21 protein-coding genes are annotated in these 22,126 nt (G+C 72.8%); 14 read left to right on the forward strand and 7 right to left on the reverse strand.

Features of this window, described 5'->3' with window-relative positions; genetic code table 11:
* Window positions 1-21 precede the first annotated feature (21 nt).
* From VFG42_RS07995 to VFG42_RS08025, 7 genes are all read left to right on the forward strand, one after another.
* Complete coding sequence (locus tag VFG42_RS07995; protein ID WP_324907094.1) at window positions 22-1,086, forward strand: bifunctional phosphoglucose/phosphomannose isomerase; 1,065 nt, start codon at window positions 22-24, stop codon at window positions 1,084-1,086.
* 37 nt (window positions 1,087-1,123) lie between these two features.
* Window positions 1,124-1,660 (forward strand): hypothetical protein, encoded by a 537-nt coding sequence (locus tag VFG42_RS08000; RefSeq protein ID WP_324907096.1) that lies wholly within the window; start codon window positions 1,124-1,126, stop codon window positions 1,658-1,660.
* Between the two features lie 38 nt (window positions 1,661-1,698).
* Window positions 1,699-2,094 carry a MerR family transcriptional regulator gene (locus VFG42_RS08005; RefSeq protein ID WP_324907098.1) on the forward strand — a complete coding sequence of 132 codons (396 nt, stop codon included), beginning with the start codon at window positions 1,699-1,701 and terminating at the stop codon, window positions 2,092-2,094.
* Window positions 2,091-3,545 carry an adenosylhomocysteinase gene (gene ahcY, locus VFG42_RS08010; RefSeq protein ID WP_324907100.1) on the forward strand — a complete coding sequence of 485 codons (1,455 nt, stop codon included), beginning with the start codon at window positions 2,091-2,093 and terminating at the stop codon, window positions 3,543-3,545. The genes VFG42_RS08005 and ahcY overlap by 4 nt, the downstream gene beginning before the upstream one ends.
* Before the next feature lie 108 nt (window positions 3,546-3,653).
* A complete protein-coding gene (locus VFG42_RS08015; RefSeq protein WP_324907102.1) occupies window positions 3,654-4,904 on the forward strand; it encodes an adenosylhomocysteinase in 1,251 nt (416 codons plus the stop codon).
* Between the two features lie 165 nt (window positions 4,905-5,069).
* Window positions 5,070-5,792: a PKD domain-containing protein gene (locus VFG42_RS08020; RefSeq protein WP_324907104.1), complete on the forward strand. Its 723-nt coding sequence runs from the start codon at window positions 5,070-5,072 to the stop codon at window positions 5,790-5,792.
* A gap of 11 nt (window positions 5,793-5,803) precedes the next feature.
* Entirely contained in the window at window positions 5,804-7,168 is a 1,365-nt protein-coding gene (locus VFG42_RS08025) for a UTP--glucose-1-phosphate uridylyltransferase (RefSeq protein WP_324907106.1), read from the forward strand.
* Window positions 7,169-7,219: 51 nt separating this feature from the next.
* On the opposite strand, the gene VFG42_RS08030 is transcribed toward VFG42_RS08025, so the two are convergent.
* Window positions 7,220-8,125 carry a cytochrome c oxidase assembly protein gene (locus VFG42_RS08030; RefSeq protein ID WP_324907107.1) on the reverse strand — a complete coding sequence of 302 codons (906 nt, stop codon included), beginning with the start codon at window positions 8,123-8,125 and terminating at the stop codon, window positions 7,220-7,222.
* A 123-nt stretch (window positions 8,126-8,248) separates the two neighbouring features.
* Here VFG42_RS08030 and VFG42_RS08035 point away from each other — a divergent pair, with 123 nt between their 5' ends.
* The 5 genes from VFG42_RS08035 (at window position 8,249) to VFG42_RS08055 (ending at window position 15,171) form a co-directional block, all read left to right on the forward strand.
* Entirely contained in the window at window positions 8,249-8,947 is a 699-nt protein-coding gene (locus tag VFG42_RS08035; RefSeq protein ID WP_324907109.1) for a ComF family protein, read from the forward strand.
* 114 nt (window positions 8,948-9,061) lie between these two features.
* Complete coding sequence (hpf, locus tag VFG42_RS08040; protein WP_324907110.1) at window positions 9,062-9,433, forward strand: ribosome hibernation-promoting factor, HPF/YfiA family; 372 nt, start codon at window positions 9,062-9,064, stop codon at window positions 9,431-9,433.
* 214 nt (window positions 9,434-9,647) lie between these two features.
* Window positions 9,648-12,518 carry a preprotein translocase subunit SecA gene (gene secA / locus VFG42_RS08045; protein WP_324907111.1) on the forward strand — a complete coding sequence of 957 codons (2,871 nt, stop codon included), beginning with the start codon at window positions 9,648-9,650 and terminating at the stop codon, window positions 12,516-12,518.
* Window positions 12,519-13,631 carry a peptide chain release factor 2 gene (gene prfB / locus VFG42_RS08050; protein ID WP_414642339.1) on the forward strand — a complete coding sequence of 371 codons (1,113 nt, stop codon included), beginning with the start codon at window positions 12,519-12,521 and terminating at the stop codon, window positions 13,629-13,631.
* Between the two features lie 40 nt (window positions 13,632-13,671).
* A complete protein-coding gene (locus VFG42_RS08055; protein WP_324907112.1) occupies window positions 13,672-15,171 on the forward strand; it encodes an amino acid decarboxylase in 1,500 nt (499 codons plus the stop codon).
* On the opposite strand, the gene VFG42_RS08060 is transcribed toward VFG42_RS08055, so the two are convergent.
* Both VFG42_RS08060 and VFG42_RS08065 read right to left on the reverse strand, forming a co-directional pair.
* On the reverse strand, window positions 15,168-16,343 hold the full coding sequence (locus VFG42_RS08060) for a hypothetical protein (protein WP_324907114.1): 1,176 nt from the start codon (window positions 16,341-16,343) through the stop codon (window positions 15,168-15,170). The genes VFG42_RS08055 and VFG42_RS08060 overlap by 4 nt on opposite strands.
* 132 nt (window positions 16,344-16,475) lie before the next feature.
* Window positions 16,476-18,677 carry an ATP-dependent Clp protease ATP-binding subunit gene (locus tag VFG42_RS08065; RefSeq protein WP_324907116.1) on the reverse strand — a complete coding sequence of 734 codons (2,202 nt, stop codon included), beginning with the start codon at window positions 18,675-18,677 and terminating at the stop codon, window positions 16,476-16,478.
* Between the two features lie 77 nt (window positions 18,678-18,754).
* Between VFG42_RS08065 and VFG42_RS08070 the strand changes: the two genes are divergently transcribed.
* Entirely contained in the window at window positions 18,755-19,759 is a 1,005-nt protein-coding gene (locus VFG42_RS08070; RefSeq protein WP_324907117.1) for a tocopherol cyclase family protein, read from the forward strand.
* Window positions 19,760-19,824: 65 nt separating this feature from the next.
* Here the strand turns inward: VFG42_RS08070 and VFG42_RS27500 are convergent, their stop codons facing one another.
* Both VFG42_RS27500 and VFG42_RS27505 read right to left on the reverse strand, forming a co-directional pair.
* The gene (locus VFG42_RS27500; RefSeq protein WP_324907336.1) at window positions 19,825-20,211 is read right to left on the reverse strand and encodes an SDR family NAD(P)-dependent oxidoreductase; all 387 of its coding nucleotides are present in this window, start codon (window positions 20,209-20,211) and stop codon (window positions 19,825-19,827) included.
* Window positions 20,212-20,249: 38 nt separating this feature from the next.
* A complete protein-coding gene (locus VFG42_RS27505) occupies window positions 20,250-20,519 on the reverse strand; it encodes a hypothetical protein (protein ID WP_324907341.1) in 270 nt (89 codons plus the stop codon).
* Between the two features lie 12 nt (window positions 20,520-20,531).
* Here VFG42_RS27505 and VFG42_RS08085 point away from each other — a divergent pair, with 12 nt between their 5' ends.
* The gene (locus VFG42_RS08085) at window positions 20,532-20,816 is read left to right on the forward strand and encodes a hypothetical protein (protein ID WP_324907118.1); all 285 of its coding nucleotides are present in this window, start codon (window positions 20,532-20,534) and stop codon (window positions 20,814-20,816) included.
* Here the strand turns inward: VFG42_RS08085 and VFG42_RS08090 are convergent.
* Complete coding sequence (locus VFG42_RS08090) at window positions 20,803-21,567, reverse strand: tyrosine-protein phosphatase (RefSeq protein WP_324907119.1); 765 nt, start codon at window positions 21,565-21,567, stop codon at window positions 20,803-20,805. The genes VFG42_RS08085 and VFG42_RS08090 overlap by 14 nt on opposite strands.
* Window positions 21,564-22,118: a hypothetical protein gene (locus VFG42_RS08095; RefSeq protein WP_324907120.1), complete on the reverse strand. Its 555-nt coding sequence runs from the start codon at window positions 22,116-22,118 to the stop codon at window positions 21,564-21,566. Before VFG42_RS08095 ends, VFG42_RS08090 begins: the two co-directional genes overlap by 4 nt.
* Window positions 22,119-22,126: the final 8 nt, after the last annotated feature.

Consider the following 22,126-nt stretch of genomic DNA (forward strand, 5'->3'; position numbering starts at 1 on the left):
CACGGGGATGAGGAGCGCGCGGTGACGACGACCAACCTGGAGCAGCTCGACCGCGACTCGATCTCGACGGTCGACACGACCGACCAGCTGACCGACGTGCTCGCGATTCCCGAGCACCTGCGCGACGCGCTCTGGAAGGCGGAGTCCGCCCAGCTGAAGGAGTGGGACTCGCCCGCGGGCCTGGTCGTGGCCGGCATGGGCGGCTCGGCGATGGGCGGCATGCTCGCCCAGGCCGCGCTCGGCGACACCGCGTCGCGCCCGATCCTGTCCGCGCGCGCCTACGGGCTGCCGCCGTGGACGACGCCCGACACGACGGTCCTCTGCGCGTCCTACAGCGGCGACACCGAGGAGACGCTGGCCGCCTACGAGGCGGCGGGCGCGCTCGGCGCCACGCGCGTGGTCGCGACGTCCGGCGGCAAGCTGGCCGAGGAGGCGCGCGCCGACGGCGTCCCGGTGATCCCGATCGCGGGCGGCCTGCAGCCGCGCGCCGCGGTCGCCTACATCACGGTCGCGGCCCTGGAGGTCGCGGCGCGCTGCGGCGCGGGCCCGCGGTCGACGACCGACATCGACGTCGCCGCCGAGCACCTCGAGGAGCTGGTCGTGGAGTGGGGCCCGGAGTCCGCGGAGGACTCGGCCGCCAAGGCGCTGGCCCGCAACCTCGTCGGCTCGATCCCGATCTTCTACGGCGCGGGCGCGTCGACCGCGATCGCCTACCGCTGGAAGACGCAGTTCAACGAGAACGCCAAGGTCCCGGCGTTCTGCCACGAGCTGCCCGAGGCCGACCACAACGAGCTGGTCGGCTGGTCGGGCGCGGCCGAGCTGGGGCGCTTCAGCGCGGTCTTCCTGGAGGACTCCGACACGCACCCGCGGATCGCGGATCGCGTCGAGCTGACCGACGAGCTGATCCGCGACGCGGCCGCCGGCACGTTCCGCGTGCGGACGCTCGGCACGACGGCGTTCGAGCGCGTGTTCTCGCTGGTGCTGCTCGGCGACCTGGCGTCGGTCTACCACGCGGCCCTGCGCGGCGTGGATCCCGGGCCGGTCGAGCGCATCGAAGCGCTCAAGCAGCGCCTGGCCGACCGCTGACGCATAGGGCGGCGGGCCGCTGGGCACCGGTCCACCCATGGGCCTGCTCTTCCGCCTTCCGCTCCTGATCTTCGAGTGGCTGCTGCGCCGCGTGCTCGGCGGTGGCGACGACCGCTACGCCGCGGCGGCGGCGGGCGCGCGGCCCGCCCCGCCGCCCGATCCGCCGTTCGTGGGGGAGACGGGCGCGCCCGCCGCCACCGCCGCCACCGCCGCGCCGCCGTCGACCGCCGCCGAACCGCCCCTGCCGACGGTCGAGGAGGTGCTCGCGCGGCGCGAGGACCGCGACGCCACGGCGACCGCCGGCTCGGTCACCCCGCTGCGCCCGATCTCCGAGAGCGACGACGGCCACGTCGACACCGAGCCGTCGATCGTCGAGTCCTTCGGCCCGTCGGACGACGTCGGCGACCGCGGCGGCACGATCACCGTCGACGAGCCGTGGGACGGCTACGCGTCGCAGTCGGCGTCGTCGATCGTCACGCGCCTGCGCGGGGCCGACGCCGCGACCAAGGCCGTCGTCGCCCTCTACGAGCGCGGCCACAAGAACCGCGCGACGGTCCTGCGCGCGACCGGCTGAGCAAAACCTTGACACAGTCGTGGTAAGGTTGGGGCGAAGTGACGGACGCCCTCACCATCCACGAGGCGGCGGAGACGACGGGCTGGTCCCCTCGCATGCTCCGCTACATCGAGCGCAACGGCCTCATCGAGCCGCAGCGCTCAGCCGCTGGCTACCGCCTCTACGGCGCGGCCGAGCTGCAGCGCCTGCGCACGCTCAAGGAGCTGCTCGGCGACTACGACCTCGGACTCGGTGACATCGGCTTCGCGCTACGCCTGCGCCGCGAGCACGAGCTTCGCGACGCGGTGGAGGCGTGGTTCGAGGCCAAGCCGGAACGTCCCGCGGACGTTCCCGCCGACGACTGGCTCAGCTTCGAGCAGCAGAAGCACTCGCGGCTGCTGGAGGCCGTCCGCGCCCGACAGACCCAACCCACCTCTCCCACGGAGACCGCATGAGCGCCACCGAGCAGACGACCCTCGACTTCAAGGTCGCCGACCTGTCCCTGGCCGACTTCGGCCGCAAGGAGATCCGTCTCGCCGAGCACGAGATGCCCGGCCTGATGAAGACCCGCGAGGAGTTCGCCGCTTCTCAGCCGCTGAAGGGCGCCAAGATCATGGGCTCCCTCCACATGACGATCCAGACCGCGGTCCTGATCGAGACGCTGACCGCTCTCGGCGCCGAGGTCCGCTGGGTCTCCTGCAACATCTTCTCGACGCAGGACCACGCCGCCGCCGCCGTGGCGGTCGGCCCGAACGGCACGCCCGAGAACCCGCAGGGCATCCCGGTCTTCGCCTGGAAGGGCGAGACGCTGGAGGAGTACTGGTGGTGCACCGAGCAGGCGCTGACGTGGCCTGACGGCGACGGCCCGAACATGATCCTCGACGACGGCGGCGACGCCACGATGCTCGTCCACAAGGGCACCGAGTTCGAGGCCGCCGGCGCCGTGCCGAACCCGGCCGACGCCGAGTCCGAGGAGTTCCAGGTCTTCCTGACGCTGCTGCAGAGGTCGCTGGCCGAGGACCCCGGCAAGTGGACCAAGATCGGTCAGCGGATCAAGGGCGTCACCGAGGAGACGACGACGGGCGTCCACCGCCTGTACGAGCTGGCCCAGCAGGGCGAGCTGCTCTTCCCGGCGATCAACGTCAACGACTCGGTCACGAAGTCCAAGTTCGACAACCTGTACGGCTGCCGCCACTCGCTGGTCGACGGCATCAACCGCGCGACCGACGTCATGCTCGCCGGCAAGACCGCCGTGATCTGCGGCTTCGGCGACGTCGGCAAGGGCTCGGCGGAGTCGCTGCGTGCCCAGGGCGCGCGCGTCATCGTCACCGAGATCGACCCGATCTGCGCGCTCCAGGCGTCGATGCAGGGCTACCAGGTCGCCCGCCTGGAGGACGTCATCTCGACCGCCGACGTGTTCATCACGACGACGGGCAACAAGGACATCATCATGGCCTCCGACATGGCCAAGATGAAGCACCAGGCCATCGTCGGCAACATCGGCCACTTCGACAACGAGATCGACGTCGCCGGCCTGACGAAGATCGACGGCATCGAGCGCATCAACATCAAGCCGCAGGTCGACGAGTACCGCTTCCCCGACGGCCACTCGATCATCCTGCTCTCCGAGGGCCGCCTGCTGAACCTCGGCAACGCCACGGGCCACCCGTCGTTCGTGATGTCCAACTCGTTCACCAACCAGACGATCGCCCAGATCGAGCTGTTCACCAAGAACGACGACTACGACAAGCAGGTCTACGTCCTGCCCAAGCACCTCGACGAGAAGGTCGCCCGCCTGCACCTCGACGCGGTCGGCGCCCAGCTCACCGAGCTGCGTCCCGAGCAGGCCGCCTACATCGGCGTGCCGGTCGAGGGCCCGTACAAGCCCGACCACTACCGCTACTAGTTTGAGGGCCGTCTCGACGCCGCTGGACGCCACGCGCCTCACCGGGGACGTGCTGGCGCACGCCTCCCGGCCGGCGCGCGGCGCCAGCGACGACGATCCGGGCCTCAAATGAGTGACATCGCAGACACCACGCTCGCGGAGGCGGGCCGGACGAGCATCGCCTGGGCGGATGCCCAGATGCCCGTCCTGCGCTCGATCCGCGAGCGCTTCGGCGAGCAGCGCCCGCTGGCGGGCGTCACCGTCGGGGCGTGCCTGCACGTCACGGCGGAGACGGCCGGGCTGGTGACGGCGCTGACCGCCGGCGGCGCGCGGGTCGCCCTGTGCGCCGCCAACCCGCTGGCCACGCAGGACGCGGTGGCCGCGGCGCTGGCGCAACATGAAGGGGTCGAGGTCTTCGCCCGCCACGGGGAGGACCTCGACACCTACGCCGGCCACGTCGCCGACGTCCTGGACCGCGCGCCGCGCGTGACCCTGGACGACGGCGCCGACCTCCTCGTCACGCTGCACGCCGCGCGCCCCGACCTGTTGAAGGGGTTGGTCGGCGGCACCGAGGAGACGACCTCGGGCCTCGTCCGGCTGCGCGCGATGCAGGCCGACGGCCGCCTCGCGGTCCCGGTCCTGGCCGTCAACGAGGCACGCGCCGAGCGCGTCTTCAACGACCACTACGGCACCGCGCAGTCGACGCTCGATGGCATCCTGCGCGCGACCAACCTCCTGCTCGCCGGCCGCACGGTCGTCGTCCTGGGCTACGGGCCGACCGGCCGCGGCATCGCGCTGCGCGCCCGCGGCGCCGGCGCCCAGGTCGTCGTCTGCGAGGTCGACCCCGTCGCCGCGCTGGACGCGCGCATGGAGGGCTTCGAGGTGATGCCGTCGCTGAAGGCCGCCGAGCGCGGCGACGTCTTCATCACCGTCACCGGCGCGCCCGGCGTCCTGAGCGGTCCGCACTTCGCGCGCATGAAGGACGGCGCGGTGCTCGCCAACGCCGGGCACTTCGACGTCGAGATCGACCTCGCCGCGCTGCGCGAGTCGGCGGGCGGGACGGGTGGGGTCCGAGTCCGTCCGCTCGTCGAGCAGTACCGCCTGCCCGACGGCCGCTCGCTGAACCTGCTGGCCTCCGGGCGCGTCGTCAACCTCGCCGCGGGGGAGGGCCACCCGGCGTCGGTCATGGACCTCTCGTTCGCGCTCCAGGCGCTCTCGGTCGAGCACCTCGTGGCCGCCGAGGGCGCGCTGCCCACGGGCGTCCAGCCGGTGCCCGACGACATCGACCGCGAGGTCGCGCGCCTCAAGCTGATGTCCCTGGGCGTCGAGCTGGACGAGCTGACCGCTGAGCAGCGCCGCTACCGCCGCTCCTGGGAATAGCCAGGGCTCTCCGGCACGGCGCGCGCGTCCCGCGTGCCGCGTGCCGCCACGGGAGGTCGCTGCCGTCGCCCCGTCGGCTCGCCGGGCGCAGCTGGACCAACGGCGAGGGCGGTCGCCTCAGGCCGTAGTACTGTGCCCGGCCTCGCACCTTGGAGGCCCGTCGTGGTGTCCCGAACCGTTCGCGCGGCCCTGGCCGCTCTCGCCATCGCCATCGTCTCGGCCGGCGCCGCTCACGCGGCGGCGCCCGTGGTCGTCATCGACGCGCCAGCGACCGCGCAGACCGGCGACCCGGTGCCCTTCGACGGCGACGGCACGACCGACCCCGACGGCCAGTCGATGACCTACGTCTGGACGATCGACGGCCAGGTGCTGGACGTCGAGAACCCGTGGTTGTCGGTGTCCTTCGCGCATCCCGGCACGCACGTGGTGACGCTCACCGCGACGGACGCCACGGGCGCCTCGGCGACCGCGTCGCACACGATCGTGCTCACCGGCGTCGACCGGCTGCCGTCGACGCTCAAGCCGCTGGGCTCGGTGGTGGCCGGCGTGACCGCCACGACGCCCGAGGTGGTCGTCACGGCGCCGCGGATCAAGCTGTACAAGAAGCGCCTGCGGCTGGTGCTGAGCTGCCGCCGCGCCACGCGCTGCGGCGGCATGCTGCGCATCGTCGCGCTCAAGGGCCGTCACCAGACGCCCTACCTGCTGACCCAGCGCTACGTCAGCGTCAAGTCGGGCCGCCCGCGCGTCGTGCACGTCAAGCTCGGGCCGAAGGGGCGCCGACGGCTGGGCGGCGGCGGGTCGGTGCGGGCGACGATGTACCGCGGCGGCAAGGTCCGCACCGCCGCGATCTGGGGCGTGATGGACTACCGAGTGCGCGCCGAGCGGTAGGTTCTGCGGCCGTGTCCGGGTTGGAAGCAGCGGTCGAGAAGATGCGCGCCGAGGGCCTCGGCGACGCGGCGGTGGAGAGCTTCGCGCGCCAGTACGAGCGCCTGCGCGAGGGCGAGACGGGAACGCTGGCCGAGTCGGAGATCGAGCCGGTCGCGTCGCTGCCCGACGCCGACGAGCTGACCGCGGAGGCCGACGCCGAGCTGCTGGACGCCACCGTGGTCATCAAGCTCAACGGCGGCCTGGGCACGTCGATGGGCATGACCAAGGCCAAGTCGCTGCTGGAGGTCAAGGACGGGCGCACGTTCCTGGACCTGATCGCCGAGCAGGTGCTGGCGCTGCGCGAGGCCTCGGGCGCGCGGATCCCGCTGATCCTCATGAGCTCGTTCGCGACGCGCGAGGACTCGCTCGCCGCGCTGGACGCGTACGACGACCTCTCGGCCGGGCTGCCGCCGGACTTCGTCCAGAACAAGGTCCCCAAGATCCGCCAGGACACGCTGGAGCCCGTGGCGTGGGAGGCCGACCCGAGCCTGGAGTGGGCGCCGCCCGGCCACGGCGACCTCTACACCGCGCTGGTGACCTCCGGCATGTTGGAGGCCTTGCTGGACGCCGGCTACCGCTATGCCTTCGTGTCCAACAGCGACAACCTGGGCGCGGTGCTCGACCGCCGCATCCTCGCCTGGCTGGCGTCCTCGGGCGCTCCGTTCCTGATGGAGGTCGCCGACCGCACCTCGTCGGACCGCAAGGGCGGGCACCTCGCGCGCCGGAAGTCCGACGGCGGGCTGGTCCTGCGCGAGATCGCCCAGACGCCCGACGCCGACGTCGACGCCTTCCAGAACACCTCGCGGCACAAGTACTTCAACACGAACACGCTGTGGATCGACCTGCGCGCGCTGCGCGACCTGCTGTCGGGCTCCGGCGTCATCGACCTGCCGATGATCGTCAACAAGAAGACGGTCGACCCCGGCGACACGTCTTCGACGCCGGTCATCCAGCTGGAGACCGCGATGGGCGCGGCGATCGGCGTCTTCGAGGGCGCGGCGGCGCTGCGCGTGCCCCGCTCGCGCTTCGTGCCGGTCAAGACCACCAACGACCTGCTCTCGCTGCGCTCCGACGCCTACGTCATCGGCGACGGGCGCGCCGTCCACCTCGCGGCCGAGCGCCACGGCGTCCCGCCCTTCGTCGACCTCGACAGCGACCACTACAAGCTGGTCGCCGACTTCGACGCCCGCTTCCCGTCCGGAGCCCCTTCGCTGGTGGCCTGCGACGCGCTGCACGTCGTGGGCGACGTGACGTTCGGCGCCGACGTCGTCGTCCGCGGCGAGGTGACGGTCGAGGGCGTCGAGCGGGTGGAGGACGGCGCGGTCCTGGAGGGCTGAGGCGCCGCGGCGGTGCGCGGCGCCCGGAGGCGGTGCGTCCGCGCCCGGACCTCAGACGGCCGGGGGCGGCGCGCCTGGGCTCGCGTTCGCCGCACCCGCACCCGCACCCGCACCCGCACCCGCGCTCGTGCCCGTCGCCGCGTCCATCGCATCCAGGTAGCGGTCCTCGCGCTCCTGCGCGCGGTCGGCTTCGCCGAGGGCGCGCACGAACAGGTAGGCGAGCGCGACGCCCATGACGATCGACTGCTCGATGGCCATGATCGCGCCGGCGAGCGCTTGGTCGTCGGAGGCGTGCAGGCCCCAGACCTGGGGACGGTGCTCGTAGAAGCTGTAGATCGAGGTCGGGGCGAACGTGAGGAAGATGCCCAGCAGGCCGACGAACACCTTCGTCGAGACCATGTAGACGACCGGGCTGAGCCCCGTGAGGTGGCGGCCGCGCACGGGGGAGAGCAGGTGCCACCAGTACAGGAGGCCCGCGCTCATGAAGAACGTGTGCTCCAGGACGTGCACGCCGGAGTGCTCCAGCGCGAGGTCATAGAGCGCCGGGACGTGCCACACCCACATGATCCCGACGTAGAAGACGACCGCGAACGCCGGATGGGAGATCGGGCCCAGCGCGCGCTCGAGGTCCAGGACCGTGCGGGCGACCGGCCGCAGCAGGACCTTGCTCAGCCCGGCGATCAGCAGGATCGGCGCGAAGTCCAACAGCAGCACGTGCTGGACCATGTGCATGGCGAACACCTGGTCGGCGAGCGTGTCGATCGGCGAGATCAGCGCGATGGCGAGGCACAGCACGCCACCGACCCACGCGGCCAGCCGCGTCCACGTCGCCCCGCGCGGACCGCTCGTGCGCCGCACCTGCCGCCAGCGCCGCACGTAGACGCCCAGCAGCAGCAGCACGATGAGGATCGGACCGGGGGCGAGGGAGAACGAGGTGTCGGCGGTCGCCGCGAGCACTGCGGGGAGTGTGCCATCAAGGGGGTGGCGGGATACGGACGGGGCACGCTGTCCGCTGCTTCTGCGCGGTTTCGTGACGATCGCGGGTCGTCTCGTGACACGTCGCCCGCCATCGTCCTCGGTGTGCTCCTCGACTGGCTCGTCCCTCCGCTCTGCATCGCCTGCCGCCACGCCACCTGCGCCCGCCGCGGCGATCCGCTGTGCGCCCCGTGCCGCACCACGCTGCCCTGGCTGGGCCCGCGCGTCTGCCCGCGGTGCGCGCAGCCGCGGCCGTGCGGGCGCTGCCCGGCCGCGCGTCACGCGTTCGCTCGCGCCTGGGCACCGCTCGGCTACGCCGGCCCCGTCCCGGCGGTCGTCAACGCGCTGAAGGAGCGCGGCGCGCTCGGCTTGGCGGGGCTGATGGCCGCCCAGCTCGTCGCCACCGCGCCGCCGGACCTGTGGCCGGCGCCGGACGACGGCGGCGCCGCGCTCGTCCCCGTCCCGGGCGACCCGTGGCGGCGTCGCCGGCGCGGGATCGACCACACCGCGCGGCTGGCCCGGGCGCTGGCGCCGCGGACCGGCCTGCCGGTCGCGCCGATCCTCGCCCGGTCGGCGCGCCGTCCGCGTCAGGCGGGCCGACGGCGGGCCCAGCGTCTCCGCGCCGACCCGGCCGATGTCCAGGTCCGGACCGGCCGCGGCGGGCCTGACGGGCCGGTCGGCGTCGCCGTCCTGGTGGACGACGTCCACACCACCGGCGCCACGCTGCACGCCTGTGCCTTGGCGCTCAAGGACTCCGGCGTGCGACGCGTCGTCGCGGTCACCTACGCGCGGGCCCTTGCGTAGTCCTCCGCGCGATCCTGGGCAAACCCCGCGAACTTCGTCGAAAGACGTTGCCTCTATCCCAGGTCAGGGGTAACTTCGTGAAGACCTAGTGATCCCAGCCCCAGGAGGGCAGCTATGCAGATCGAGGTCAAGGGCCGCCACATGACCATCTCGGACGAGATCCGGGAGCAGGTGGAGAAGCGCTTCGCCAAGGTGGGTAAGCAGGTGTCCGAGCTCGCGACGTTGGAAGTCGAGCTCAGCCGGGAGCCGAACGCCCCGGACTGCTACCGCGCCGAGGTGACGCTCCGGGTCAAGGGCACGACGCTCCGCGCGTGCGACAAGTCCCGCGACATGGCCCACTCGATCAACCTCGTCTCCGAGGAGCTCGCCGTCCAGGTCAAGCGCCACCGCGACAAGCGGCGAAAGCGAAGGGAGTCAAGAGCGGCGGCGATGCAGCAGCCCGGCATGGCGCCGGGCGGCGCGGGCGGCATCAGCGCGGCGATGTAGCCGCGTCCGCCGTGGCGCCGCGCATGCGCGGCGCCCTCCCGGTCGCGCCCCACGCACGGGGCGCGACCGCCCTCCCCGCCGCGCTTTGCGCGGCGGGTCCGCGAGGGCGCGACCGCCCTCCCCGCCGCGCTTCGCGCGGCGGGTCCGCGAGGGGCGGACAGATCGTCATCGGTCCGTGGCCTTCGCCCCGCGCCCGCCGACTACACTCCGATCCATGGGTCTACTCGACCGCGCGCTGAATATCGGAGAGTCCAAGCAGTTCCGCCAGTACGAGAAGCGTGTGGCGCGAATTGCCGATTTCGAGCCCGAGCTGGAGCTCGAGTCGGACGAGGAGCTCAAGGAGCGGATGGACGCGCTGCGCCAGCACGTGCGCAGCCAGCCCACCGACGACAAGATCAACGACGCCCTCGACGAGGTGCTGCCGGAGTGCTTCGCGATCACGCGCGAGGTCGGCAAGCGGCGCATGAACATGCGCCACTTCGACGTGCAGCTGATCGGCGGCATGGTCCTGCACGGCGGCTCGATCGCCGAGATGCGCACCGGTGAGGGCAAGACGCTCACGGGCACGCTCGCCGTCGTCCTCAACTCGCTGGCCGGCAAGGGCGTCCACGTCGTCACGGTCAACGACTACCTGGCCAAGCGCGACGCCGAGTGGATGCTGCCCCTCTACGAGGGCTGCGGCGTCAGCGTCGGGATCATCCAGCACGACATGGACCCCGAGGACCGCACGGCCGCCTACGCCGCGGACGTCACCTACGGCACGAACTCCGAGTTCGGCTTCGACTACCTGCGCGACAACATGGCGCAGACGATCGAGGACAAGGTCCAGCACGGCGGGCGCATCGGCGAGGACGGCCGGCCGCTGGCGATGCACTTCTACGCGCTGGTCGACGAGGTCGACAACATCCTCATCGACGAGGCGCGCACGCCGCTGATCATCTCCGGCGCGCCCGAGGCCGCGGCCGACTGGTACGTCCAGTTCGCCAAGCTGGCCAAGGTCATGATCCCGGGCAAGACGCCCGAGGGCATGGACCCGCGCGCCCGCAAGGAGTTCGTCGCCGACTTCGACTTCGAGTTCGACGAGAAGCACAAGACCGTCGCGGTCACCGAGCAGGGCGTGGCGAAGGCCGAGAAGTTCCTCGGCATCGACCACCTCTACCGCGCCGAGAACGGCCCGCTGGTCAACCACCTCATCCAAGCGCTGAAGGCCGAGTCGCTCTACAAGCTCGACGTCGACTACGCCGTGGTCGACGGCGAGGTCAAGATCATCGACGAGTTCACGGGTCGCATCCTGGACGGACGCCGCTGGTCGGAGGGCCTGCACCAGGCCACCGAGGCCAAGGAGGGCGTCGCGATCCAGGAGGAGAACCAGACGCTCGCGACAATCACCTACCAGAACTTCTTCCGCATGTACTCCAAGCTGGCCGGCATGACCGGCACGGCCCTCACCGAGGCCACGGAGTTCATGAAGATCTACAAGCTGCCGGTCGTCCAGATCCCGACGAACCGGCCGATGATCCGCCAGGACAAGAACGACCAGGTCTACAAGACCAAGGACGGCAAGTGGGGCGCCCTCCTGCGTGAGATCGAGGCGCGCCACGCCCAGGCGCAGCCGGTCCTCGTCGGCACGATCTCGGTCGAGGTCTCCGAGATGATCTCGCGCCGCCTGGACAAGCTCGGGATCCCGCACGCGGTCCTCAACGCCAAGCCGGAGCACGCGGCGCGCGAGGGCGACATCGTCGCCGAGGCCGGTCGTCCCGGCGCGGTGACCATCGCCACCAACATGGCGGGCCGCGGCGTCGACATCAAGCTCGGCGGCAACGCCGAGCACCGCACCGAGCTGGAGCTGCGCAACCTCGGCCTGACGCCCGGCGACCCGGACTACCAGGAGCGCTTCGACCAGATCTTCCCCAAGATCGAGGAGCGCGTCGACGCGGACCGCGAGACGGTCTTCGAGGCCGGCGGCCTGTTCATCTGCGGCACCGAGCGCCACGAGTCGCGCCGCATCGACAACCAGCTGCGCGGCCGCGCCGGCCGCCAGGGCGACCCCGGCGAGTCGCGTTTCTTCCTCTCCGCCGAGGACGACCTGGTCCGCCTGTTCGCGGGCGACCGCATCTACAAGATCCTCGACAAGCTGGGCACGGTCGACGACGAGGGGCATGAGGAGCCGATCGAGGCCGGCATGCTCTCCAAGCAGATCGAGAAGGCCCAGAAGAAGGTCGAGGAGCAGAACTTCCTCATCCGCAAGCGCGTCCTCGAGTACGACGACGTGATGAACGAGCAGCGCCGCGTGGTCTACAAGTACCGCGACGAGGTGCTCGAGGGCCGCGACATGGGCCCGGTCGCGCGGGAGAACCTCGCCGACGTCATCCGCCGCACTGTGGACGACTACACGGTCTCCGAGTACGTCGAGGACTGGGATCTCGACGGCCTGATGACCGCGCTGTCGGACATCTTCCCGGGCGGCATCGACCCCGAGCGGCTCACCTCCGCGCAGGAGCGCGAGGAGCTGATCGAGAGCCTCCAGGACGAGGCGCTGTCGCGCTACGCCGGCCGCGAGCAGGAGCTCGGCGAGGAGCTCATGCGCGCGCTGGAGCGCTACCTGCTGCTCCAGGTCATCGACAACAAGTGGCGCGAGCACCTGTACGACATGGACTACCTGCGCGAGGGCATCCACCTCCGCGGGTTCGCCCAGATCGATCCGCTCGTCGCCTACAAGAACGAGGCGTTCGACCTCTTCACCGACCTGATGAACTCGATCTGGGGCGACTTCGCCCGCATGATCTTCCACGTGGAGGTCGAGGTCGAGGGCGCCCCGCCGCCGCAGCCGCAGGCGGGTCCGGGCGTCGGCCAGGTGCAGTACTCCGGCGGCGTCGGCACGCAGCAGCCGTCGGCGCTGATGGACGCCGCCCAGGGCGGCGGGGGCGTGGCCTACGCCCAGGAGGCCGGCGTGCCGCAGGCGGCCGACGAGCAGGCGGTGCCGATCGTCCAGCAGCGGCGCGTCGACGAGCACGAGACGCTCGGCCGCAACGACCCGTGCTGGTGCGGCAGCGGCAAGAAATACAAGAAGTGCCACGGGGCGTAGGTGGCCGCCACGTCGTCCGACACACCGGTCCCCCAGCGGATCGAGGCCATCAAGTCGAGCTTCGCGCTGTTGCGCTCCGGGACCGACCCCGACGCGCTGACCGCTGACGTCGCCCGGCTCGAGGAGCAGATGCAGGCTCCCGGGTTCTGGGACGACGCCGCGGCCGCCGCGAAGGTCAACACCGAGTACGCGCGCACGACGCGCAAGCTGAAGACCTTCACCGAGCTGGAGTCCGACATCGAGGACCTCGACGGGCTCGTCGAGCTGGCCGACGAAGACGCGGAGCTCGAGAGCGAGTTATATGACCAGCTCGCTTCCGTCGAGGAGCGGCTGGCCGCGCTCGAGGAGGAGCGCCTGTTCTCCGGTCCCTACGACGCGGGCGACGCGCTGGTGACCGTCAACGCCGGCGCGGGCGGCACCGACGCCCAGGACTGGGCCGAGATGGTGCTGCGCATGATGATGCGCTGGGCCGAGTCGCGGAAGTTCAAGGTCGAGCTGCTGGAGGCGTCCGACGGGGAGGAGGCCGGCATCAAGTCGGCGACCTTCCGCGCCGAGGGCGAGAACGCCTACGGGCTGTTCAACGCCGAGCAGGGCGTCCATCGGCTCGTGCGGATCTCGCCCTTCGACGCGCAGTCGCGGCGCCAGACGGCGTTCGCGGGCGTCGAGGTCGCGCCGGTCATCGAGGACACCGGCGACGTCGAGATCGACCCCGACGACCTCCAGACCGACACCTACCGCGCGTCCGGCGCGGGCGGCCAGCACGTCAACAAGACCGACTCGGCCGTGCGCATCACGCACCGGCCGACCGGGATCGTCGTGCAGTGCCAGAACGAGCGCTCGCAGTCGGCCAACAAGGACACGGCCATGAAGATGCTGCGCGCGAAGCTGCTGGAGCGCCAGGAGCGCGAGCGCCAGGAGGAGATCGCCCGCGAGCGCGGCGAGACGCTCGACGTCAACTTCGGCTCGCAGATCAGGTCCTACGTGCTGCACCCGTACACGATGGTCAAGGACCACCGCACCGACCGCGAGGTCGGCGACGCCCAGCGCGTCCTGGACGGCGACCTCGACGGGTTCGTCCGCGCGTATCTGCTGAAGGCCGCCGGCCCGAACTAGACGGTCCGGCGTAGGGCTCGTCGCCTAGCATCGCGTGGCGATGAGCGATGCCACGACCCCGCGCACCGGACCGTCCGAGCAGCCGACGGCGCCCTACCTCGACGCCGTGGTCGCCTACGGCTTCCGCGGCCCCGGGCGGTTCCACGTCCCGGGCCACAAGGGCGGCCCGGGCGCCGACCCCGGCCTGCGCTACGCGCTGGGCGACCGCGCGCTGGGGCTCGACATCCCGCAGGACATCAACGGCGTCGACCTCGGCCCCAAGCCGACGCCCTACGAGCGCGCCGAGGCGCTGGCCGCCGAGGCCCACGGCGCGGCGCGGACGTGGTTCCTGACCAACGGCGCGACCCAGGGCAACCACGCGCTGTGCCTCGCGCTGGCGCCGCTGGGGACGCACGTCGTCGCGCAGCGCAACTCGCACGCCTCGATCGTGGACGGGCTCGTGCTGAGCGGCGGCCTGCCGTCGTTCGTGGCGCCGGCCTACGACGGCGAGCTGGGCATGGCGCACGGCGTGACGCCGGAGGCCCTGGACGCCGCGCTGGCCGCCGACCCCGAGGCACGCGTCGCGTTCCTGGTCTCGCCGACCTACTACGGCATGGCCGCCGACGTCGAGGCGCTGGCGAAGGTCGCCCACGCGCGCGACGTCGCGCTGGTCGTCGACCAGTCGTGGGGGCCGCACTTCGGCTTCCATCCCGACCTGCCCGAGAGCGCGCTGCGCCTCGGCGCCGACGCGGTGCTGACGTCGACGCACAAGATCGTGGGGTCGCTGACGCAGAGCGCGATGCTGCACGTCGCTCCGACCGGTCGGATCGACCCGGGCACGGTCGGCCGCGCCATCCGGCTGGTGCGCTCGACGTCGCCGTCGTCGTTGTTGATGGCCTCGCTGGACGGCGCGCGCCGCCAGCTGGCCGTGCACGGCGAGGCGCTGCTGCACGAGACGATCGCCGCGGCCAAGGCGACGCGCGAGAAGCTCGCCACGACGCCCGGCATCCGGACCATCGACTACGACATGGTCGGGCGCGCGGGCGTCGCGGCGTACGACCCGCTGCGGATCGTCCTCGACACGCGCGGCACGGGCTGCACGGGCTACGAGGTCGCCGAGGCCCTTCGCAATGCCTATGACGTGCATCCCGAGCTGGCGACCGTCGCCACGATCGTCTGCGTCCTGGGCGTTGGGCAGCCCGCCGACGCGCTCGTGCGCTTCGCCGGCGACGTCGACGAGACCGTCAAGCGCATCATCAAGCCCGACGCGCCGGTCGAGGCGCTCACCCGCTCACCCGACGCGCTCAAGAACGAGATGGTCGTCCCGCCCCGCGACGCGTTCCTCGGCCGGTCCGAGGTGGTCGAGCTGACCGACGCGATCGGCCGCATCTCCTGCGAGTCGATCGCCGGCTACCCGCCGGGCATCCCCGCGCTGCTGCCCGGCGAGCGCATCACCGCCGAGACCGCCGACTACCTCCGCGAGCTCGTCGACTCCGGCGCGCGCCTGCACGGCGCGGCGGACCCGACGATCCGGACGATCCACGTGCTGGCTGAGGGCTAGAACCGCAGCACGGCCGCGATCGACCCCTTCACCTTGCGCGTCACGTCGCCCGCGGGCAGGGAGCGGACGCGGGCGTCCTGGCCGAAGGCGCGGGCGACCGCGACCTCGACGACGTTGTCCACCATCTCGGTCATGGTGCCGTCGGCGGGGCATTGGCCGCCGGCGCTGACGCCGAGCCAGCCGCACTGCGGGCAGCGGACGCCCTTGGCGGAGAAGCCCTCCTCGACGACGAGCGTGTCGATGCGGCGCTCGTGGACGGCAGGCAGGACGTCGTTGAGCCCGGACACGGCGCGGCCGCCGGTCGCCAGGCCCTCGTCGATCCGGTCCAGCAGCTCGCTGTCGCGGGCGACGACGAGCTCCTCGAGGACGCCGCGCGCGGCCTTCAGGACGTCGTCGGCCCCGGAGTTCCAGACGTCGCTGTCGAAGCGGCCCTTCAGGCACTTCTTGACGTCGGCGTGCAGCAGGCCCTCGAAGCGCGACACGGCCTCGACCGGGCCGCCGACGAGGATGCCCGCGATGTGCACCTTCGCCAGGCGCTTGCGCAGCTCGTCGCCGACCCGGCGCAGGTGGTCGTCGACGTCCTTCTCGATCCCCTTCTCGTAGCGGCTCTCGCCGCCGCCGCGCTGGTCGCCGCGCGACTGCGAGAAGCCGGCCTGCTGGCGCACGCCGCTGATCGGCTCGTCGGCGCGCCACAGCTCGACCAGGCCGTCCTCGGTGCCGACCAGGAGCCGGCCGTGGCGCCGGTCGACGAGCACGAGCCACCACAGCTCGCCGGTCCCGATCCGCGCCAGCGGCTCCACGCAAGGGCTGTCTCCGATGGAGACCTTGTGGGCAATCGGCCGCGGCAGCTTGTGGACCTGGAAGAGGCCGGCCGGCTGCGACGCGAACACGGCCACGCCGCGCGCGCCCTCGGCGTCGAAGCCGTTGGACAGCGCGTCGCGGACGCGCTCGACGTCGGCCTCCAGGGCCGATCGCTCGTCGTGGGTGAGGGTGTCGAGGTCGCGGATCGCCCGCGACGCCTCGTCGAGGACCGAGCTGATCTCGGTCGCCCGCGCGGGCGGCGCGGCGAACTCCCGCGGGTCGAGGTTGATGAAGACGCTCAGAACCTTGCCCGTTGCGCTGCGCGTCTCGGCCAGCTCGCGGAGGCGGTCGGTGGTGATGTCGGTCGCCATGCTGACCGCCTACCCGCCCCGCCGAGGACGGAAGCCTGATCGACGGCCCTCCGGACGCGGCGAAGCCGGCGCCTGCCACAGCGCCGGCTCCACCGGTCCCACCTCTCCTTCACAGGACGGCGCCGCCGCGACTCAGGCGGCCGCCGTCTCGTGCATCGGCGCGACGGCGGCGTTGACCTCCAGCGCCACGCCACCGTCGTCGCCGGCCGTGGCACGCACCTGCGCGCCGTCGGTCAGGGACCCGGACAGGATCGCCCGGGTCAGCTCCCGCTCCAGCGTGCGGCGCACGTGGCGCTGCAGCGGACGGGCGCCGAACTCCGCGTCGAAGCCGTCGGCCGCGAGCTTCGCGACCAGCGCGTCGTCGACGGTCAACTCGATGCCGCGCTCGACCCGCAGGCGGTCGGCGACCCGCGCGACGATCAGGCGCGCGATCGCCTCGACCTGCTCCTCGCCCAGCGCCTGGAACGTCACGACCTCGTCGATCCGGTTCAGGAACTCGGGCAGGAACGCGGACTTGGCGGCGTCCTTCATGCGGTCGTCCGCCGCGCCGGGCTCGGTCGCGGTGAAGCCGAGGCCCCGCTTCGCGCGGCCGGCACCCAAGTTGGAGGTCATGACGACCACCGCGTTGGTGAAGTCGACCGTGCGGCCCTCGCCGTCGGTCAGGCGACCGTCGTCGAGCAGCTGCAGCAGCACGTTCCACACCTCGGGGTGCGCCTTCTCGATCTCGTCGAGCAGGATCACGCTGTACGGACGGCGCCGGACCGGCTCGGTCAGCTGGCCGCCGTCGCCGTAGCCGACGTAGCCGGGCGGCGACCCGATCAGCCGCGCGACCGTGTGCGGCTCGCGGTACTCCGACATGTCGATCCGGACCAGCGCGTCCTCGGTGGCGAACAGCCGCTCGGACAGCGCCTTGACCAGCTCGGTCTTGCCGACGCCCGTCGGCCCGAGGAACAGGAACGACCCCAGCGGGCGGTCCGGCTCGCTCAGCCCGACCCGCGCGCGGCGGATCGTGTCGGCGACCTTCTCGACCGCCTCGTCCTGGCCGACCACGCGCTGGTGGAGGTCGTCCTCCAGCTCGACCAGCCGGGCCAGCTCGCCCTCGACCAGCTCCCCGACGGGGATGCCGGTGCGGGCGGCGACCACCGCGGCGACCGCGGTCTCGCCGACCGTCACGCGCTCGGCCGAGCCGCTGCCGCCCTCGGCCTCGGCGGCCTCGACGCGCGCGATCTGGGTCTTGAGCGTGGCGGCCTGCTCGTAGTCCTCGGACGCGACGGCCCGCTCGAGCTGCTCGCGCAGCGACGCGACGTCGACCGGGCGCGGCGTGGCCAGCCGCAGCTTGGCGGCGGCCTGGTCGACCAGGTCGATGGCCTTGTCGGGCAGGTGCTGCTCGGTCAGGTAGCGGTCGCTGAGCCGCGCGGCGGCGTCCAGCGCCTCGTCGGTGATCGTCGCGGCGTGGTGCTCCTCGTAGGCGGAGCGCAGCCCGCGCAGGATCTCCACGGTTTCCTCGACCGATGGGGCCTCGACCATGACGGCGCTGAAGCGGCGCGCCAGGGCGGCGTCGCGCTCGATCTTCTTGTACTCGCTCAGCGTGGTCGCGCCGACCATCCGCAGCTCGCCGCGGGCAAGCATCGGCTTGAGCAGGTTGGCGGCGTCCATCGCGCCCTCGGCGCCGCCGGCGCCCAGGACCGTGTGCAGCTCGTCGACGAACAGCACGATCTTGCCGTCGGAGGCGGTGACCTCGGCGAGCACGGCCTTCAGCCGCTGCTCGAACTGGCCGCGGTACTGCGAGCCCGCGACGAGGCTGCCCATGTCGAGGGCGACCACGCGCGCGTCGCGCAGGGTCTCGGGGACGTCGCCGGTCGCGATGCGCAGGGCCAGGCCCTCGACGATCGCGGTCTTGCCGACGCCGGCCTCGCCGATCAGGACGGCGTTGTTCTTGCGGCGGCGGGCGAGGATCTCCACGGTCTGGGCGATCTCCTCCTCACGGCCGATCACGGGGTCGATGCGGCCGTCGCGGGCGTCGCCCGTGAGGTCGCGGCCGAACTCGTCCAGCGCGGGGGTGTCGGACGGCTGGGACGGCTGACGCGTGCGCTGCGCGGTGGCGGCGCCGCCGAGGCCGGCGGCCCGGCCCGCGCCGAACGCGGGAGCGTCGGAGCCGGCGGCCGAGGGGCCGAAGCCGGCGTTGCCGAAGCCCTCCATCAGGTCGCGTGCGCAGCTCTCGCACATCACCGCGCCTTGGCGGCCGGACTCGGTCTGGACGACCATGTGCAGGGTGCCGGGACGCTCCTGGCAGACGGAGCACGGCACGAGGTTGGTGAAGGGCTGTTCAGGCATCTTTCCTTCTCAATCTGGAGGTCGAAAACTTGAGTCGACAAGACTGAAGTCTAGCGAGGTGTGAGATCGTTACACGAGTGATCTCGGACACGTACCGGCGCACGGGGGCCGACCTGCCGTTCGGCGACCCGCGCCGCCCGCACGGCGTCGCGATGGAGGGCTGGTTCTGGCGCTTCACGCACCCCGGCAGCGGCGACGTGGCGGTCGTGCTGGCGGGCGTCAACCGCGACGGCGCCGGGCGGGCGTGGGGGACGGTCGGGCTGGCCGCGCACCCGGGCGGCCTCGCGGCGTCGGCGCTGGTCGCGGACGCGCGGGCCACCGCGGACGGCGCGGTGGCGATCGGCGCCGGCGACGGCGACGCGGAGGGCGCCGACGGCGTGGCGTGGCTGCGCGGCGACGCGCGCTCGGTCTCGGTCCGCCTCGGCGCCGCGTCGCTGGACGTCGCGCTGGAGGCGCCGGCGCGCTGGCCGCGCGGCCGCGCCTTCGGCGGCCTGGGCGCCGCCCAGGCGATCCCGGGGCTCAGCCAGTACTGGCACCCGTGGCTGCTGCGCGCGCGAGTGCGGGGCGGGATGGTCGTCGGCGGGCGCGAGGTGCCGCTGGACGGCGCGATCGCCTACGCGGAGAAGAACTGGTCCAACGGCGGCTTCCCGGAGACGTGGTGGTGGGGCCAGGCGCACGCGTTCGACGCCGACCCGGACGCCTGCGTCGCGTTCGCCGGCGGCCGCGCCGGGATCGGGCCGCTGCGGCTGACCGCGACGTCGCTGGTCGTCTCGGCCGGCGGCGAGCTGCACCGCCTCGTCCGCCCGCTGCAGCCGCTGCGCGTGGACGTCGGCGACGGCGGCTGGCGCCTGCGCGGGCGGACGCCCGCCGGCGTGGCGGTCACCGTCGAGGGCCACGCCAACGGCACGCCGCCGCACCTGCTGCCGGTCCCCGAGCCGCGCGCGCGGCGCCACCGCCAGGGGGCCGCCGCGCAGCATCTGGCCGGGGAGCTGCGGGTGGTCCTGCGCCGCCGCGGGCGCACCGTCTTCGACGGCACGTCCACGCTGGCGGGGCTGGAGCGCGGCGCCGCGCCGACGCCCTAGTGTCGTGATTCATGAATTCGCCGGCCGCCTCCGGAATACTGCGACCGAATGAATGAATCACGACACTAGAGCCGCAGGCCGCCCGACGCCTCGATCCGCTGGCCGGTGATCCAGCCGCCGGACGCGAGCGCGAGGCCCGCGATCGCGACGCCGATGTCCTCCGGCGTCGCGAGCCGCGCCGGCGCCGTGTTGGCGATCACCGCGCCCTGCACCTGCTCGCTCTCGCGCAGGTGGCCGTCGCCGAAGTCGGTCGGCACCGCGCCGGGGGCGACGACGTTGGCGGTGATGCCGCGGTCGGCCCACTCCAGCGCCATGTAGCGCGTCAGCGTCTCGACGGCGCTCTTGGCCGCCGCGTAGCCGCCCGAGGCCGGGAACGACGTGCGGGTCAGGCCCGAGCTGATGTTGATGATCTTGCCGCCGTCGGCGATCAGCGGCAGGAGCGCCTGCGTCAGGAAGAGCGTGCCCTTGACGTGGACGGCGAAGACCGCGTCTACTGGGCCTCGGTGACCTCGGCCAGCGGCGCGTAGAGCGCGGTGCCCGCGTTGTTGACGAGGACGTCGAAGGCCTCGCGGTCGCCCAGCTCGGCGCGCAGGGCGTCGGCGAAGGCGGGGAAGGACGAGAGGTCGCTCGTGTCGAGCGCCAGCGCGGCGCCGCGGCGGCCGCGGGCCGCGCCGGCGCACCAGCGGCCTGCGCCGCGAGGAGGTCGCGCTGCCGGCGAGCATGTCCACCGACTACTACACGCGCCTGGAGCAGCGGGCACGTCAGCCCGGGCATGTTGAAGGTCCTGGATCGCCTCGACACGCCCGCGATGGTCCTCAACGACCTCGGCGAGGCGCTTGCGCAGAACGCGCTCTCGGTCGCGCTGGTCGGCGACGAGACGCGCTTCGCGCCCGGCGACCTCGACCGCTCGCGGATCTACCGCTGGTTCACCGACGCGCGCGAGCGCGCGCTGCACGCGCCCGAGGAGCACGACCGGCTCTCGCGGTCCTACGCGGACGTTCCTGCACCCGCAGGTCGGCCGCCTGGAGCTGGAGTGCCAGGTGCTACGACGGGCTGAGCCGCGCGCGCAGCGCCAGGGCGTCGTCGCCGTCGAAGCCGTGCTCGCCGAGCCAGCCGGCGGGGCCGCCGTGGCGCTCGTCCAGCAGCTCGAGGATGCGCGCCATCGACTCCGGCCGGGCCGTGTGGTGGGCGGGGTCGTCGGTGCGCATGTCGTGCGCGTAGGTGGGCGAGGAGGCCAGCCGCGCGACGATCCGCTCGATGCGCTCCCCGGTCCGCGCGTACTCGGCGACGACCGCGTCGCGGTCGGTGCCCGCGATCTCCATCGCCAGCGCGACGACCAGGCCCGTGCGGTCCTTGCCCGCCGCGCAGTGGACGAGCACGGCGCCGTCGCCGGGCGGCGCGGCGATCGTGCGCAGCGCGGCGACGATCGAGTCCGGGCGCTTCTCCATGTAGCCCCAGTAGGCGCGGACGGTCGGCGTCTCCCCGGGCAGGTTCGCGCCGCGGTCGCCGCCGTTCTGCCACGGGACGATCGTGTCGGCCTCGATCGCGTCGGTGCGCTCGCCGGCCTCGGGGTAGAGCGAGCGGTGCTCGATGACGAGGTCCTCGACGCGCGTCAGCGGGCCGGGGCCCTCCAGCCGCACCTCGGCGCCGGTGCGCAGGTCGATCACGGCGCTCAGCCGATGGTCCTCGACCAGGTGCTGGACGTCCCGCGGCGTCAGGTCCTGCAGGTTGTCGGACCGCAGCAGCCGGTTCGGCACGACGGCCCTCGCGTTGACGGCGCCTTCCAGGTCGATCCATGCGGTCGTCACGGATCCAACGTAGCGCGGGCCGCCACCCGCGCCGCCCGACCCAGCGCCTCCCCGCCGATCAGGCGCTCCGCCGGCCCGACGACCGTCCAGAGCGCGCGCAGGCGCAGCGCGGCGCCGCGGTCGACGGGCGCGACGCGGGCCTCGGAGACGAGCGCGGCACCGCCGTCGTCGGGGTCCTCCTCGACCCAGTGGGCGAACAGCACGCGCGCGGTCCCGGGCCGCGACCAGGACGCGAACGCGTCGGCGCTCTCCAGGCGCGGGTAGTCGCGGCGCAGCGTCCAGATCCGGCCGACGAGGCCGCTGACCGACCAGCGCTCGCCCTCGGCCAGGACCGTGAACGGCGGCTGGGCGAACAGCTCGCCGAAGGTCACGGCGGGCGGCAGGCCCGGGATGCGCCAGCGGATCAGCCGCCCGAGCGGCCCGGTGGCGTCCACGCGCAGCGCCCCGGCGGCGTCCCAGAGCGCGTCGGGGGACGCGCCGTCGGCGGTCCGGCGGTGGCGCGTCCGGATCGCCGGATCGGACAGCCAGGCGTCGAGGTCGAGGTCAGGCACGGTCACTC

The sequence above is a fragment of the Baekduia sp. genome, from assembly GCF_035685985.1.
Classification (GTDB): Bacteria; Actinomycetota; Thermoleophilia; order Solirubrobacterales; family Solirubrobacteraceae; genus Baekduia.